This is a genomic window from Exiguobacterium sp. s11 (genome assembly GCF_018619015.1).
Taxonomy (GTDB): Bacteria; Bacillota; Bacilli; order Exiguobacteriales; family Exiguobacteriaceae; genus Exiguobacterium_A; species Exiguobacterium_A indicum.
Window position 1 is genome coordinate 437,047 of the sequence record NZ_JACSNF010000002.1, and the last position, 14,470, is coordinate 451,516.

Consider the following 14,470-nt stretch of genomic DNA (forward strand, 5'->3'; position numbering starts at 1 on the left):
GGTGTTACCGACGACGTTTTTTTCTTTTTTTAGGTCGAAACCAACTGCTGGAATAATCTAGTAGGATATGAATCGTACTCGCCACCATGATGCCAACGATGAATGCAGGCAAGGAAGCAAACCACGAATCAATCGTAGCAGAATCAAGAACCTGAAAATATAGACTTATAAATAGTAGGGGAATCAGAATCGCAGCACTATAAAGAAGCCGAATGATGTCTCCGATGATCAGTCCATGCGACCAGATCGATCGGTGAGGCATGATCTTGACATACGGCATCCAAAGAACTCGAAATGGTCCAAAGCGATAATACGGTTCTGACTTTAAATCGAGGTCGGGTGACAACCAAAGGGTACCGACAGCGATACCGATGGCAGTCGGTAACCAATCGGTTTGTTGCGTTGCGACCGAATACGCAACGTAACCCGTCAGTGCGACGGTATTGACGGTATCATGTACATTTCCTGATGGCATGAAAAAAGACCAGTCGTAACTGGTCCCTCCGTCAATGAATCGTCCGATACACGCCGATTACCTTACCAAGAATGGAGACATTATCGAAATACATCGGATCCATCGAGTCATTTTCTGGTTGTAGACGTACCTGTTGATCTTCTAAGAAGAACCGTTTCACCGTCGCTTCGCTATCTTCGGTCATAGCTACGACGATTTCTCCGTTTTCTGCTGTGTTTTGTTGGCGCACGATGACACGATCGCCGTCAAGAATACCTGCGTTAATCATCGATTCACCATCGATCGTCAACATGAAGACCGTCTCGTTCCCTACATAATGTGCAGGGAGTGGGAACTGTTCTTCGATGTTTTCAATCGCTGTAATCGGAAGACCTGCTGTGACTTTCCCGATGACGGGAACATGGACGATGGCTTCCGTGATTTCTTCAGGCTTATCAAGCAATATCTCAATCGCACGTGGTTTCGTCGGGTCACGGCGAATCATTCCCCGTTTCTCGAGTCGATCCAAATGACCGTGTACCGTCGAGCTAGACGCGAGTCCGACTGCTTCTCCGATTTCACGAACTGATGGTGGATACCCCTTCAGTTTCACTTCAGAGACGATGTAGTCGAGAATCTCTTGTTGGCGCTTAGACATTTTCCGCATACGAATTGCCACCTCTTTCTGGATTGAAGTTTGAAATGTAAGAATATATGTTTCTAGATTCACTATAACATAGAACAAATGAGCGTACAAACAATTGTTCGACATTTTGTGTTGACCGAACACGGGTTCTGTGTTTATTATGAGTTATGCGAACAATTGTTCCGCGAACATTTATTCTAACTCATTCATTTCATATTTGGAGGGATTCATGATGATTCATACGATTCGTACTCATGCTTTTTCAATTCTCTTCTATGCATTAAGTATTGCCTTCGTGATCTTTTTACTCACACCGCGCCCGGATGAAAAAGTGGCGCAACTAATGACTGCTTCCGTTACGGTCGATGAGAACGCTACAGTTGAACAAATCGCTGAAGTCTACAATGACGGTTCGATGTCAGATGAAGAATACGTCAACTGGTTGATTAAAAATAATGATGTCGAGACAAAACACGTCATCTCAAAAAGCAAAATCGTTGTACCAATCGCACAACAATGACAAAATGGAAAAGTTGTGAAAGAACGAACAGGGATGTGAGGTACGATGAAGGTCGTGATTTATTGTCGGGTGTCGACCGAAAAAGAAGCACAAGATAGTTCGATTGAACGCCAACGGATGGAACTTTCGAAGGTCGCGTCTCAAAAGGGTTTTGATGTCGTGGATGTCGTCTCTGAAAAAGAGAGTGGATATGACGTCGATCGGGAAGGGATGCTGACGGTTCTTGATCATGTGACACGTGATGCGGTAGATGCGGTCCTCGTAACGGATGACACACGGATTGGTCGAGGGAATGCGAAAATCGCTATTTTGCACACGTTTAAGAAGCACGGTGTTTGGTTGATGACACTTGATTCCGATGGAGAATACCAACTTGCTGATGCAGAAGCGATGGTCCTTGAGATCGTCTCACTCGTGGAAGAATATCAACGTAAACTGCATAATGCAAAAATCGCGCGCGGCATGCGGCGAGCGGTCGAACAAGGCTTTCGCCCGGAACGAAATCTGAATCGCCAAGGAGAGAACGCCGGGCGTAGCCGAAAGGACGTACCGATCGAAGAAATCGTACGTCTCCGTGAACTCGGACTGACGTTTTCAGATATCGCCATTACGCTTCGCGGGATGGGACATGATATTTCAAAGGCAACGGTCAATCGTCGATACCTTGAATACCGCGAATTGACGCCTAGCCCGGAATGAGAAGCAAGTAACCCGTCGACTGACGCGGTTAACTTGCTTTTTTTAGTAAGCTCTTTTACAGTAAGAATACAATTGAACTACTCAAGTTTGAGTCGTACAGAAAGAGGGATTCCATGTTATCACAAGAACAATTAGATCGAATCAACGCATTAGCGAATAAATCAAAAGTCGAGCCGTTATCAGAAGCAGAAGCGGCAGAGCAAAAAGAGTTACGTGCAGCGTATCTCGCAGCATTCCGTGGATCGTTTAAAAACCAACTCATGGGCATGAAGATTGTTGATGAAGAAGGTACGGACGTAACACCAGAGAAATTAAAACAAGCACAAGAAGAAGAACGGAATAAACAATAATCGTTTGTTTCTTCTATAGAAGAAAGAGGTTCGCGTTAAGCGGACCTCTTTTTTGTTTAGCGCTGTTAGATGAGGAAACATTGCACGATAGCAATACATCTTAATAACGATCTTTCATCAATTCATGCATCCTGTATGAGTCGATAGAACGGCTATAGATAGCGCATTCATTTTAATGTGACATACTATTTAGAAAAGTTGTATCACATTTAAGAGTGTGCTAAAATGAGTAGGAATTTGTGAAAAAGAGAGAGGATGATTGTTTTGACGAACATGACGACAGTAGAACAATTAGCAATTAATACGATTCGTACCTTATCGATTGATGCCGTACAAAAGGCGAACTCGGGTCACCCAGGTATGCCAATGGGAGCAGCGCCGATGGCATTCTCGCTTTGGGCGGATCATATGAACCACAACCCTAAAAATCCAGAATGGTTCAACCGCGACCGTTTTGTACTTTCAGCCGGACACGGTTCGATGCTTCTCTACTCACTCCTCCACCTATCGGGATATGATCTATCAATGGATGATCTTAAATCATTCCGTCAATGGGGATCAAAAACACCAGGTCACCCGGAATACCGTCACACGGCTGGTGTAGATGCGACGACAGGTCCACTTGGTCAAGGGATTGCAATGGCAGTTGGTATGGCGATGGCAGAACGTCATCTTGAAGCAAAATACAACCGTGACGATCTCAACGTCGTCGATCACTTCACATACGGAATTTGTGGAGATGGAGACTTAATGGAAGGTGTCTCAGCTGAAGCGGCTTCACTCGCAGGTCACCTTGGTCTTGGTAAATTGGTCGTATTGTATGATTCAAACGATATCTCACTTGATGGCGATCTCGATAAATCATTCTCTGAAAACGTCCAGAAGCGCTTCGAAGCGTACAACTGGCAAGTCATTCGCGTAGAAGACGGAACTGATATCGATTCGATTTCGAAAGCAATCGCGGCGGCACAAGCAGAGACGACAAAACCAACATTGATCGAAGTCAAGACAGTCATCGGTTTCGGTTCACCGAACAAATCAGGGAAGTCGGCTTCTCACGGTGCACCACTCGGTGAAGCGGAAATCAAATTGACGAAAGCTAGCTACATTTGGGATCACGAAGAGTTCTACGTCCCTGAAGAAGTCAAATCATTGTTCGACGAGCGGATCGTCCAACGTGGTGCTTCTGCGGAAGACGCATGGAACGAAACGATGAAACAATACGAAGCAGCTCATCCAGAATTGCATGCGGAACTCGTTCGCGCGATCGCAAACGAATTGCCAAGCAACTGGGAAGCAGATCTTCCGACGTACGACTTGTCATCGAAAAAAGCGACACGTCAAACGAGTGGTGAAGTCTTGAACGGTCTTGCGAAGAACGTTCCGACATTGTTCGGTGGTTCAGCTGACCTTGCAGGATCGAACAACACGATGCTCAAAGGCGAAGCAGACTTCGATATCGACCCAAGCGGTCGTAACATCTGGTTCGGTGTACGTGAATTCGCAATGGCTGCGGCTGTCAACGGTATGGCACTTCACGGCGGCGTCATTCCTTACGGTGCGACATTCTTCGTCTTCTCGGATTACCTCCGTCCAGCTGTTCGTTTAGCAGCATTAATGGGGCTTCCATCAATCTTCGTCTTGACGCACGACTCGATCGCTGTCGGGGAAGATGGTCCAACACACGAGCCAGTCGAGCACTTGATGAGCTTCCGTGCAATGCCGAACGTCACGATCTACCGTCCAGCAGACGGAAAAGAGACGATCGCAGCATGGAAAACAGCGGTTCAAGCGAAAGACAAACCAACACTTCTCGTCTTGACACGTCAAGGTCTTCCTGAACTTGAAGGCACGACGACAGAGGGCGCTGAAAAAGGTGGTTATGTCATCGCTGGTGACGTCACGAAAGCTGATACGCTCTTGCTCGGTACGGGTTCAGAAGTGCACCTTCTTGTCGAAGCACAAAAAGAACTTGGTGAATCAGCAGCTGTCGTTTCGCTTCCATCATGGGAAGTATTCGAAGCACAGTCAGCAGAGTATAAAGAATCAGTTCTTCCAAAACACATCACGAAACGTGTTGCGATCGAAGCAGGCGCTTCGCTCGGTTGGTACAAATATGTAGGAACAGAAGGACAAGTCATCGGAATCGATCGTTTCGGTGCATCTGCGCCTGGAGACTTCCTCTTGAAAGAATACGGCATGTCTGTTGAGAACGTTTTAGCGACAGTCAAACAACTCGGATAATCTTTTCCGGAAAAACGGGTCCGATCTTACGTCGGGCTCGTTTTTCATCTATTATCATCTATGCAAACAATTGGAATTATAGTATAGTAAAAAGCGACGTTTTAAGTTAGAGGAGGAAGCAACTTGGCTACATGGATTTGGATTTTAATTGCCCTTCTTTGCTTGGTAGCAGGTGTCGCCCTTGGTTTCTATATCGCTCGTCGATACATGATGAACTACTTGGAGCAAAACCCACCAATCAACGAAGATATGATTAAGACATTGATGATGCAAATGGGTCAAAAGCCATCACAAAAGAAAGTCAACCAAGTGATGCGTTCAATGAGTGGTTCAATGAAATCACCTAAAAAATAAGCTGTACGAAAGGGGACTAAATGGTCTCCTTTTTATTTGCTATTTTTTAGAAAGAGAACTAATCTAAAATGTGAGACTATTTCAAATAATCATAGGATTTAAAAAAGGGGGGAGACTTGAATGGGAGTCTTCAGGAAACTCGGTTGGTTTTTCCGGCGAGAATGGAAAGCGTATAGTCTTGGGGTCGTCAGTTTGATTTTTGTAGCGGCGTTAGAGTTGATTCCGCCAAAAATCATCGGGACGACGGTCAACGGTCTGAGTGAGGGAAGCTTAACGAAAGATGATTTGATTCGTCTCGCAGGTACGTTGTTGCTCATCGGGGTCGCGACATATATCATTCGTTATTTTTGGCGCTTTTATATCTTTGGGGCATCGATTCGTCTCGGTCGATTATTGCGCAGCCAACTGTATGGACATTTTTCAGATTTGGATCAATCGTTCTATAAGAAATATCGGAGCGGGGATTTGATGGCGCATGCGACGAACGATGTACAGGCGGTATCGATGACAGCGGGTGCCGGTATTCTAACGCTCGTCGACTCGGTGACGATGGGGAGCTTCGTCATCATCACGATGGTCACGACGATCAGTTGGAAATTGACGCTCGTATCACTTCTACCGATGCCGCTGATGGTCTACTTGACGTCACGCTACGGGAAAATGTTACATTCGCGTTTTCATGACGCGCAGGAAGCTTTCTCCGATTTGAATGACAAGGTCGCGGAAAGCATTAGTGGTGTCCGTGTCTTAAAAGCAACAGGGGAAGTGGAGTCTGATGTGCAGACGTTTACGGATCTCTCGGATGACGTCGTCCAAAAGAACCGTCGTGTCGCAAAAATCGATGCTTTATTTGATCCGACGATTTTTGGATTAGTCGGTCTCTCGTACATCATCGCTGTCGGATATGGTGCGTATCTGTTACAACAAGGCGAGATTCGAATCGGTGACATCGTCTCATTTACTACATATCTTGGTTTATTGACATGGCCGATGCTCGCCTTCGGTTGGTTGTTCAACATCGTCGAACGTGGTCGTGCTTCTTACGATCGGATCGAGCGGATGCTTGCGATCGAACCAGAAATTAAAGACGCGAAAGAAGCAGCAACAAGTGTTTCCTCACCTGAACTCCACGTTGGGATTGAGCGTTTCATCTATGATACGCAACCGGTCTTACAAGACATCGATGTGACGTTGAAGCCCGGTAAATCGCTCGGAATCGTCGGGAAGACAGGTGCTGGGAAATCGACGTTCGTTCGCTTATTGTCTCGCGAATACGACGTCAAACAAGGCGCCATCACGATTGGTGGACGAGACATCAAACAATTGACGCGTGACACCGTCCGTCGTCAAGTGGCGATCGTTCCACAGGATCATTTCTTATTCTCCGCGTCGATTGCTGATAATATTGCCTTTGCAAAACCGGATGCATCAATGGAAGACATCATGGAAGCAGCTCGGATCGCAGCGGTTCATGATGATATTCTTGGGTTTAAGGAAGGGTACGCGACGATGGTCGGGGAGCGTGGGGTGACGTTATCCGGCGGTCAAAAACAACGGATCTCGATTGCCCGGGCATTACTAGCAGACTGTCCGATTTTAGTGCTCGATGATGCCTTATCTGCGGTTGATGCCAAAACTGAGGAAGCGATCATCCACCACTTCCGCACGGCGGATCACGATCAGGCACAAATCATCGTTGCCCACCGGTTATCGGCTGTGTCACATACCGATGAGATCATCGTCCTTGAAGACGGTCGGATCATCGAGCGAGGCACACATGAGCAGTTACTCGCTCATGACGGTTGGTATAAAGAGACGTACGATCGTCAGCAACTAGAATCACTCGTCGAACAAGGAGGGCGTTCCGAATGAATCATGATATCAATGAAAAAGCCGTCCTGAAACGATTACTTGATTTCGTCAAACCGTTCAAAAAACAGGTCAGTATCGCCTTCATCCTGCTGTTCATTACGACAGCGGCAAAACTCGGGGGACCGTATCTCGTCAAGATTTTCATTGATGAATACGTCGCACCGGGTACATATCCCGTACAGGAAGTCGCACTTTTGTTTACAGCGTACTTGTTACTGCATACGACAGGGATCATCGTCGATTACTTACAGGCGTTCGAATTCCAAAAGATTGCCTTGCAAGTCATTCAACGCTTACGGATTGATGTGTTCCGGCACGTCATGCACTTACGGCTTGCCTATTTTGACCGGACGCCTGCTGGAGTGCTCGTGTCCCGGATCACGAACGATACGGAAGCGATCAAGGAGCTCTACATCGGTGTCCTGTCGACATTCGTGCAAAGCGGCGTTCAGTTGATTGGAACATATATCTTCCTCTATCTGCTAGAGCCGCGACTCGCGACGATTGCGTTACTATTGTTACCGCTGTTTTATTTCATCATTTGGATTTACCGGAAGTATTCGACGAAGTATTACGCGGAAGTCCGCGATTTACTATCGAAAATCAATGCCCAACTGAACGAATCCATCAACGGGATGGCAATCATCCAACAATTCCGCCAAGAAAAACGCTTAATGGCAGAGTTCGAGGAGACGAACGTCGCCCACCAAAATGGACGTTATAAGAACTTGAAGCTCGATAGTTGGTTACTGCGACCAATCATTGAATTGTTACTGGCGGTTTCGATTGCAACACTCGTAACATATTTCGGTGTCCTATCGTTCTCGCAAACGGTCCAAGTCGGTGTCGTCTATGCCTTCATCAGCTACATGGAGCGGATTTTCCAACCGGTTCAGCAAATCATGCAACGGTTGTCCGAGTTCCAACAAGCTGTCGTCTCAGCAGACCGTGTGTTCAAGGTCCTCGATACGGATGAGCCGGAACCAACGAAACAACTCGAAGGAGATGCACGAGTATCGGAAGGACATATCGTCTTTGAAGACGTGCGCTTTAGTTATGACGGAGAGAAAGATGTCTTGAAAGGAATTTCGTTCGAGGCGAAAAAAGGACAGACGATTGCCCTCGTTGGTCATACGGGAAGTGGAAAAAGTTCAATCATCAATATCTTGATGCGCTTTTACGCATACCAATCGGGTCGGATTTTGATCGATGGTCAACCGCTTGAGCAGTTATCAGAAGAAGAACTACGACAGCATGTCGGACTCGTGTTGCAGGATTCATTCTTGTTCACGGGAACGGTCGCGGACAACATTCGATTATTCGATAGTTCGATTTCCTTTGATCGTGTCGAAGCAGCTGCTAAATTCGTACAAGCGGACGGATTCATCAATCAACTGGATCATCAATATGACAGTCCCGTTGCGGAACGGGGGGCGACGTTCTCAGCTGGGGAACGTCAGTTAATCTCCTTCGCACGCACGATGGCGCGGGATCCGAAAATCCTGATCCTTGATGAAGCGACGAGTTCGATCGATACGGAGACAGAGGAGAAAGTGCAAGTCGCACTTGAACGGATGCGTCAAGGGCGGACGACGATTGCTATTGCCCACCGTCTATCGACAATTCAAGATGCAGATTTGATTCTTGTATTGCATCAAGGGGAAGTGATCGAGCAAGGAAATCACCAAGAATTGATCGCACAAGATGGTCTGTATAAGAAGATGTATCAACTGCAATCCGGTCATGTCACGGTCTCTTAAAAAAGACATAAAAAAAGCCTGCCAGGCGGTCTCGCCCGGCAGGTTGTTTGTTTTGATTAGTAGACTGTAACTGTAACGTTTTGGCGTCCCCAGTTAAGTGCTTCTTGTTGTGAACCAACGAGAAGGTCAAGTTTGTTACCTTGGATTGCGCCACCACGGTCGAGTACGATTGCTTCACCAATGCCTTCGATGTGCATACGTGTACCGATTGGGTATTGTGAAGAAGCTGCTACGATACGCATACCATTGTACGTGATCGTATTTGTAACGTCATAACCGCTTGCTGTCAACGCACGACCGTTGTAGAGTTGGCTACCGTTGTTAGATGGGTCGTTCGTGTAAGCACTGACGTTCATCGTCACTTTCGTACCTGATTTTGCAGGTGTTGATTGTTTTGTTGCAGTAGCTGGTTTAGCTGCTGCTTTTGGTGCTGGCTTCGCAGCAGGTTGTGCTTTTGCTGCTGGTGCTTTCGATACGCCAGCGAGTGAAGTATAGTCGCTGTGTACGTAGCGCGTTTTACCATCGATTGTTGTTTTGATCCATGCACCAACTTTACCTTCTACGTTGACTTTTTCGCCTTTGTAGAGGTTACCGACATCTTTCGAGCTTGTCGTTGGTTGTGTGCGGACGTTTAGTACTGCCGTAGTAATTGTCGCTTTTTTAAAGTCGAATGAGCCTGCTGCAGACGTATACGCACCATGGACATAACGTTTTTGACCGTTAACTGTTGTTTTGATCCATGCGCCAGAACGTCCTTCGACATTTAATGTTTGACCTTTATATACATTGCCTACGTCTGCTGATGCAGTTGTAGGTGCTGTGCGTACGTTGAGTACTGGTGTATTTACTGTTACCGTTTCTGAGGCAGCCTCTGTCTCTTGGGCAAATCCTACTGATAGAGCTGTTGCTGCAAGACCGGCAGCGAAAACTGCTTTTTTCATTATTGATGTCCTCCTGACATATGCTGTGTTTACTGTTCCTACTTTACACGGCAAATCTGACCTGTGCGTTTACAGGTCAATGTCATTCGAGTTACAAACCGAGCTTTTGTGACAACAAGATTGCAAAAGGACGGTTTTTGTCATCGATAGGACATACTGATTATGAAAAACGGACGTTTATAGGTATTTTGGCTTACTGAATATAAAAAATTCGCACAATTCAACAGAAAAAAGCCTTAAAAGATAGAAAGTGTTGAATCCTTCTATCGTCTGATGATGAAAAAGTGAAACGGATGATACGTAGATCAATACTTGACGATCGTCGTCACGCCGAACGCTGTCAGGTAAGAACGATGATACAATTCCTGCATCCAATCGTTAGCGGAAAGTTGAAACGTGCCGTGAATCGTTTGGTACGTTCGCTGACGAATATTGATTTCGATTGGCTCTAGTAGCGGAGTGGACGGTAGATGGTCATGCATGCTGTCATTTTGATTTTCGATATAGAGCAGCTCGAGGACATCTCCTTCTTCCATATAACGCTGTAGATAAATCATGAACTCCCACTGATCGGCACCTTCGATCGTATACAAGTAATGCATCGTGAATCGACCGCGCTTCAATGAGACATATTCAAGCGGCTCGACCTCATGTACGTATAGTTGAGGGAGATCGTCAGGTATATAGAGGGAACGAGAACTAGCAATGAGTGTAAGAGCGGACATGAAGCACCTCCATCAGAAATAAAAAGTCAGCATTCACACTCGAATGCTGACCAAATCGTGCATTAAGATAAGAGCGGTTCGTTCGAACCGTGAATGGTGTAGTTTTGGACTGTCCGTGAATATTCTAAAAGCAGGACATCAAGTTCATGGCTAAGTTGTAGAACACGCGGGGAGGTGAAGCTGGACTGGTCAGCTTGATGATATAGTTCGCTACGTTTGGCTTCGATGGCTAACGTCAATAGTTGTTGTGTCGTCATAGCAGTCTCCCTTACATTGGTGTCGTATCCATATTCTAGCAAGTCCATTTACGAGGTGCAATGAGATTTCAGTAAAATCGATGAAATGTAATTTTTTTGTAATTTTGGCGGACACGAATCTTTTGCAACTTTCTGTGAGATAATAGGTGCTAAATGCAGAGGAGTTTGGCAAAATAGAGGAGGAACTTCTTCTATAGTAGTAAAGAAAGGGGATGCTCATATGGAGCTCTCATTATGGTTAGCGTTTGGAGCAGGATTATTATCTTTCGTCTCTCCATGTACGCTACCACTGTATCCTGTGTTTCTCTCATACATCACAGGCGTGTCGGTAACGGATTTAAAAGAACGGGGCGTACGAGAAAAGCGATCCTTGTTTCATACGTTAGCGTTCCTCGTTGGTTTTGCGATGGTATTCGTTGTACTCGGTTTATCGACATCGTTGTTCGCAGATGTCTTTATCACATATCGAGATACGTTACGGATGGTTGGGGCACTCGTCATCTTCGTATTTGGGATTGTTCTCGTCGGATTATGGCAACCAACATTCTTGATGCGTGAAAAGAAACTGAATCTCGGGGAACGAAAAGGAGGATACGTCGGGACGGTACTCGTCGGAATCGGTTTTGCAGCCGGTTGGACACCGTGTACAGGTCCGATTCTCGCAGGAGTCATCGGATTAGCTGCGACCAATCCGAGTCAAGGCATGTTCTACATGCTCGCGTATGTCCTTGGCTTCTCGATTCCGTTCTTATTGATGGCGTTCTTCGTCGGTCGTTCGCGCTTGTTCGTGCAGTATAGTCTGAAATTAACGAAATTCGGGGGAGCCTTGATGATGGTGTTCGGAGTCATGCTGTATTTTGATGGCTTGAGTAAATTCGCAGCATGGATGAGTGACATCGTCGGATTCACTGGATTTTAATCAAGGAAGTGATCGGATGATTTGGATATCAACTGGGGTAGCGCTCGTCATGGGATTGCTGATCAGCTTCATTCGTGTGAAGGCATCAGCAAAACCGACGAATGCTAAAAAAATCTTGATCCCGCCCTTTGCGATGTCGACGGGGATGCTACAGTTTTTATACCCAGCATCCCGTCTGACATGGACGGAGGTAGCAGAAGCATTGCTCGTTGGAGCCATCTTCAGTATCTTTTTGATCAAGACATCCAATTTTTATGAAGCGGAAGGGCAAATTTATTTGCAACGTTCGAAAGCATTTTTCATCGTCTTATTCGGCATCTTACTCGTTCGGACGGTTGCGAAATTTTTCATCGGCGGACAGATCGATATCTTCGAAACGGGTGGGATTTTTTATCTCGTTGCCTTCGGAATGATTGCACCGTGGCGCTTCGCGATGTATATGAAATACAAACGAGTCAAGTCGGGCACCGTGCCGGTTGCGCACTTACCTCATTAAAAAAACCGCTGAAGGCGACTTCGGCGGTTTTTCGTGCATCCTTCAATTTTGGAAGTATAATGCGTAGTCTCGCCAGTCGATGGCGTGCTCCGTTAGTGCTTTTTTCAAGAATTTATGATCGCGTTTCGGTGTCGCAGAAATATATCCTTTGACGACCAGTTCGGATGTCATCTCTGTCGCCCGTTCTTCAAGTGCGAACTGTCCGATCCGCCCGGCAATCTTGCGGCGTGCGACATCACGAAATGCCGATGGAACCGGCATGACGAGAGCGTTCAACAATTCCATCGTCTCATCCGTCCAAAGATGTCGTGTTTGGTCGATGTACTCATCTTCCCAGTCCATCATCGATTTACCGTCTTCTTTCGGTAACTTCTTGAGGAACTTCCGGAACATGAAAAACCCGCCAATTGCCATGAGTGTGATCATGATAAAGCCCCAGAGCAGAATCCCGTTCATGAACCATTCCATGCGCGACTCATCCCCCTTTCACATCAAATATAGATTAGCATAAATCAGGTGGACGTGCTATGATGAATGACGGAGAAAGTGAGGCGAAAGAATGCTGCAACCATACGTACAATTGGACGAGACCGGACAGCCCCGTAAAGGTGTTTTACCTGAAACAGCGGACGGTCGGATCGTTGAATTCTATTATGATACGAAGGGTGAAGAGATCACGGTGATCTTCGTCACCGTTCCGGCAGAAGATGCGAGCCGGAAGCGTGCGTTTACGGTCGGGAAAACGTTCAAGACGGTTTCGACACTCGAAGACTTCACGTTACTTCACTATGAATGGGCAAATGACCAGATTTTTGCGACACTTGAGATGTTCGCGGATGGGTCGAAACGTCAAATCGACGCTTCGAGATTGCTCGACTATTAAAAAAGAAGGAGATGCGGATTGCCGCGTCTCCTTCTTTTGATATTCAAGAAATATGAAGTCGGATGACCTCGTCATGCAGTTCCACCTGACCACCAATCGGGAACGTGAACAAAGGACTCGTATGTCCGAAGTCGACATTCGCAAGAACCGGTACGTGCTCTAGGAATGGATAGAGTGAGATCAGATATCGCAGATGCTCTTCCGTCATCTTCGTTGTGAGTTGGAAGCGTCCAAAGACGATCCCACGAATCGTTTCCGCACCTGGTTGTGCCATCAAAGAGGCGAAATCACGGGCGAACGTCGCTGGATGGACTTCGTAATCATCTTCAAGGAATAAAATCGTATCCCGTAAATCAGGGAAGTGCGGTGTGCCTTGCAGGAGATTTAACGTACAAAGATTCCCACCGAGCAGTCGACCGCTTGCTTGCCCATTGGATAAAAGAATCGGTCCTTTGTTTGGTAACGTAATGATATGTCCACGATCGATATCACGCCAATGGACTGAAGGCTTGATCGTAACGGGTTCTGTTCCGAACAACACTTGCTTGAAGTAATCGATCGTATAAGAATCGCGATCACGGAAAGCCCGTAACATCGGTCCGGAGTAAGTGATTAATCCAGTGTTCGTTAGAATGGCGTGACTGAGTGCTGTGATATCGGAGAAGCCACACAGGATTTTCGGATGTGTCCGAATCAATTCGTAGTCGAGTAAGTCGACAAGTTCATTCGTGCTGAACCCACCGCGAACGCACAGGATCGCATCAACGTTCGGATCAGCGAACGCGGCATGGAGGTCTGCGACGCGTAACTCAGGATCACTGGAACCGAACGGATTGACGGCACGCGCATGTTGACTGATCGAGACACGTAATCCAAGCGATTCGAGCGTTTGGATCGCACCATCGATGATCTTCATCTCGACCGTTGAGAGGCTAGAAGCGGGTGCGATTAAGCGGACATGAGAACCATCCGTCAACTTCTTCGGCGTTAACGTCGGCAGGTGGGCAGCGATGATCTCTAAACGGTTACCGAATGGATCGATTGTGAAGAAACGACGACGTGGCGCAAGGCGTGTGTCATGCTCAACCGGATAACCGGCAGCTTGAAGAGAATCGCTCAACGCTTCGAACGCAGCGACGGTTAATCCAGGATGCGCTTTTTTAGCAGGGGAGAAGGGATCCTCGATGCCGAGATGAAGTGCTGCACCATGTTCTTCGAACCAGACACCACCACTGGCTTGAACACCAGTCGGTTTTTCGACTTCCTTCATATGTAAAAGCCCGGCATAAAATGCACGGGCGCGATCTTCTTCGTTTTTCGGCATAGCGAGCTGGACATGATCTAACATGA

17 protein-coding genes are annotated in these 14,470 nt (G+C 46.7%); 10 read left to right on the forward strand and 7 right to left on the reverse strand.

Features of this window, described 5'->3' with window-relative positions; all coding sequences use genetic code 11:
• Positions 1-4 precede the first annotated feature (4 nt).
• Complete coding sequence (locus KNQ12_RS09865) at positions 5-475, reverse strand: metal-binding protein (RefSeq protein WP_023467769.1); 471 nt, start codon at positions 473-475, stop codon at positions 5-7.
• Positions 476-506: 31 nt separating this feature from the next.
• A complete protein-coding gene (gene lexA, locus KNQ12_RS09870) occupies positions 507-1,121 on the reverse strand; it encodes a transcriptional repressor LexA (protein WP_023467770.1) in 615 nt (204 codons plus the stop codon).
• A gap of 211 nt (positions 1,122-1,332) precedes the next feature.
• Here lexA and yneA point away from each other — a divergent pair, with 211 nt between their 5' ends.
• The 7 genes from yneA to KNQ12_RS09905 all read left to right on the forward strand — a co-directional run bounded on the left by yneA (position 1,333) and on the right by KNQ12_RS09905 (position 8,899).
• Positions 1,333-1,620, forward strand: a complete 288-nt coding sequence (yneA, locus tag KNQ12_RS09875; RefSeq protein ID WP_023467771.1) for a cell division suppressor protein YneA — start codon at positions 1,333-1,335, stop codon at positions 1,618-1,620.
• A 45-nt stretch (positions 1,621-1,665) separates the two neighbouring features.
• A complete protein-coding gene (locus KNQ12_RS09880) occupies positions 1,666-2,319 on the forward strand; it encodes a YneB family resolvase-like protein (RefSeq protein WP_214747855.1) in 654 nt (217 codons plus the stop codon).
• Between the two features lie 113 nt (positions 2,320-2,432).
• A complete protein-coding gene (locus tag KNQ12_RS09885; RefSeq protein WP_023467773.1) occupies positions 2,433-2,669 on the forward strand; it encodes a DUF896 domain-containing protein in 237 nt (78 codons plus the stop codon).
• A 273-nt stretch (positions 2,670-2,942) separates the two neighbouring features.
• The gene (gene tkt, locus KNQ12_RS09890) at positions 2,943-4,913 is read left to right on the forward strand and encodes a transketolase (RefSeq protein WP_241492332.1); all 1,971 of its coding nucleotides are present in this window, start codon (positions 2,943-2,945) and stop codon (positions 4,911-4,913) included.
• 123 nt (positions 4,914-5,036) lie between these two features.
• Positions 5,037-5,267 (forward strand): YneF family protein, encoded by a 231-nt coding sequence (locus tag KNQ12_RS09895; protein WP_012370001.1) that lies wholly within the window; start codon positions 5,037-5,039, stop codon positions 5,265-5,267.
• Between the two features lie 120 nt (positions 5,268-5,387).
• Positions 5,388-7,139: an ABC transporter transmembrane domain-containing protein gene (locus tag KNQ12_RS09900; protein ID WP_058265201.1), complete on the forward strand. Its 1,752-nt coding sequence runs from the start codon at positions 5,388-5,390 to the stop codon at positions 7,137-7,139.
• Positions 7,136-8,899 (forward strand): ABC transporter ATP-binding protein, encoded by a 1,764-nt coding sequence (locus KNQ12_RS09905; protein WP_023467776.1) that lies wholly within the window; start codon positions 7,136-7,138, stop codon positions 8,897-8,899. Before KNQ12_RS09900 ends, KNQ12_RS09905 begins: the two co-directional genes overlap by 4 nt.
• Before the next feature lie 56 nt (positions 8,900-8,955).
• Here KNQ12_RS09905 and KNQ12_RS09910 read toward each other — a convergent pair whose 3' ends face one another.
• The 3 genes from KNQ12_RS09910 to KNQ12_RS09920 all read right to left on the reverse strand — a co-directional run bounded on the left by KNQ12_RS09910 (position 8,956) and on the right by KNQ12_RS09920 (position 10,822).
• The gene (locus KNQ12_RS09910) at positions 8,956-9,840 is read right to left on the reverse strand and encodes an SH3 domain-containing protein (protein ID WP_214747858.1); all 885 of its coding nucleotides are present in this window, start codon (positions 9,838-9,840) and stop codon (positions 8,956-8,958) included.
• Between the two features lie 305 nt (positions 9,841-10,145).
• The gene (locus tag KNQ12_RS09915) at positions 10,146-10,565 is read right to left on the reverse strand and encodes a hypothetical protein (RefSeq protein ID WP_058265202.1); all 420 of its coding nucleotides are present in this window, start codon (positions 10,563-10,565) and stop codon (positions 10,146-10,148) included.
• A 62-nt stretch (positions 10,566-10,627) separates the two neighbouring features.
• A complete protein-coding gene (locus KNQ12_RS09920; protein ID WP_023467779.1) occupies positions 10,628-10,822 on the reverse strand; it encodes an aspartyl-phosphate phosphatase Spo0E family protein in 195 nt (64 codons plus the stop codon).
• A 220-nt stretch (positions 10,823-11,042) separates the two neighbouring features.
• On the opposite strand from KNQ12_RS09920, the gene KNQ12_RS09925 reads away from it, so the two are divergent.
• Together KNQ12_RS09925 and KNQ12_RS09930 are read left to right on the forward strand one after the other, a co-directional pair.
• Complete coding sequence (locus KNQ12_RS09925) at positions 11,043-11,741, forward strand: cytochrome c biogenesis CcdA family protein (RefSeq protein ID WP_023467780.1); 699 nt, start codon at positions 11,043-11,045, stop codon at positions 11,739-11,741.
• 16 nt (positions 11,742-11,757) lie between these two features.
• Complete coding sequence (locus KNQ12_RS09930) at positions 11,758-12,237, forward strand: CcdC family protein (protein WP_035398107.1); 480 nt, start codon at positions 11,758-11,760, stop codon at positions 12,235-12,237.
• A 42-nt stretch (positions 12,238-12,279) separates the two neighbouring features.
• On the opposite strand, the gene KNQ12_RS09935 is transcribed toward KNQ12_RS09930, so the two are convergent.
• Positions 12,280-12,705, reverse strand: a complete 426-nt coding sequence (locus tag KNQ12_RS09935; protein WP_023467782.1) for a DUF2621 family protein — start codon at positions 12,703-12,705, stop codon at positions 12,280-12,282.
• A 91-nt stretch (positions 12,706-12,796) separates the two neighbouring features.
• On the opposite strand from KNQ12_RS09935, the gene KNQ12_RS09940 reads away from it, so the two are divergent.
• Positions 12,797-13,120 (forward strand): hypothetical protein, encoded by a 324-nt coding sequence (locus tag KNQ12_RS09940; RefSeq protein WP_023467783.1) that lies wholly within the window; start codon positions 12,797-12,799, stop codon positions 13,118-13,120.
• Positions 13,121-13,163: 43 nt separating this feature from the next.
• Here the strand turns inward: KNQ12_RS09940 and KNQ12_RS09945 are convergent, their stop codons facing one another.
• Positions 13,164-14,468 (reverse strand): LD-carboxypeptidase, encoded by a 1,305-nt coding sequence (locus KNQ12_RS09945; protein ID WP_214747861.1) that lies wholly within the window; start codon positions 14,466-14,468, stop codon positions 13,164-13,166.
• Positions 14,469-14,470: the final 2 nt, after the last annotated feature.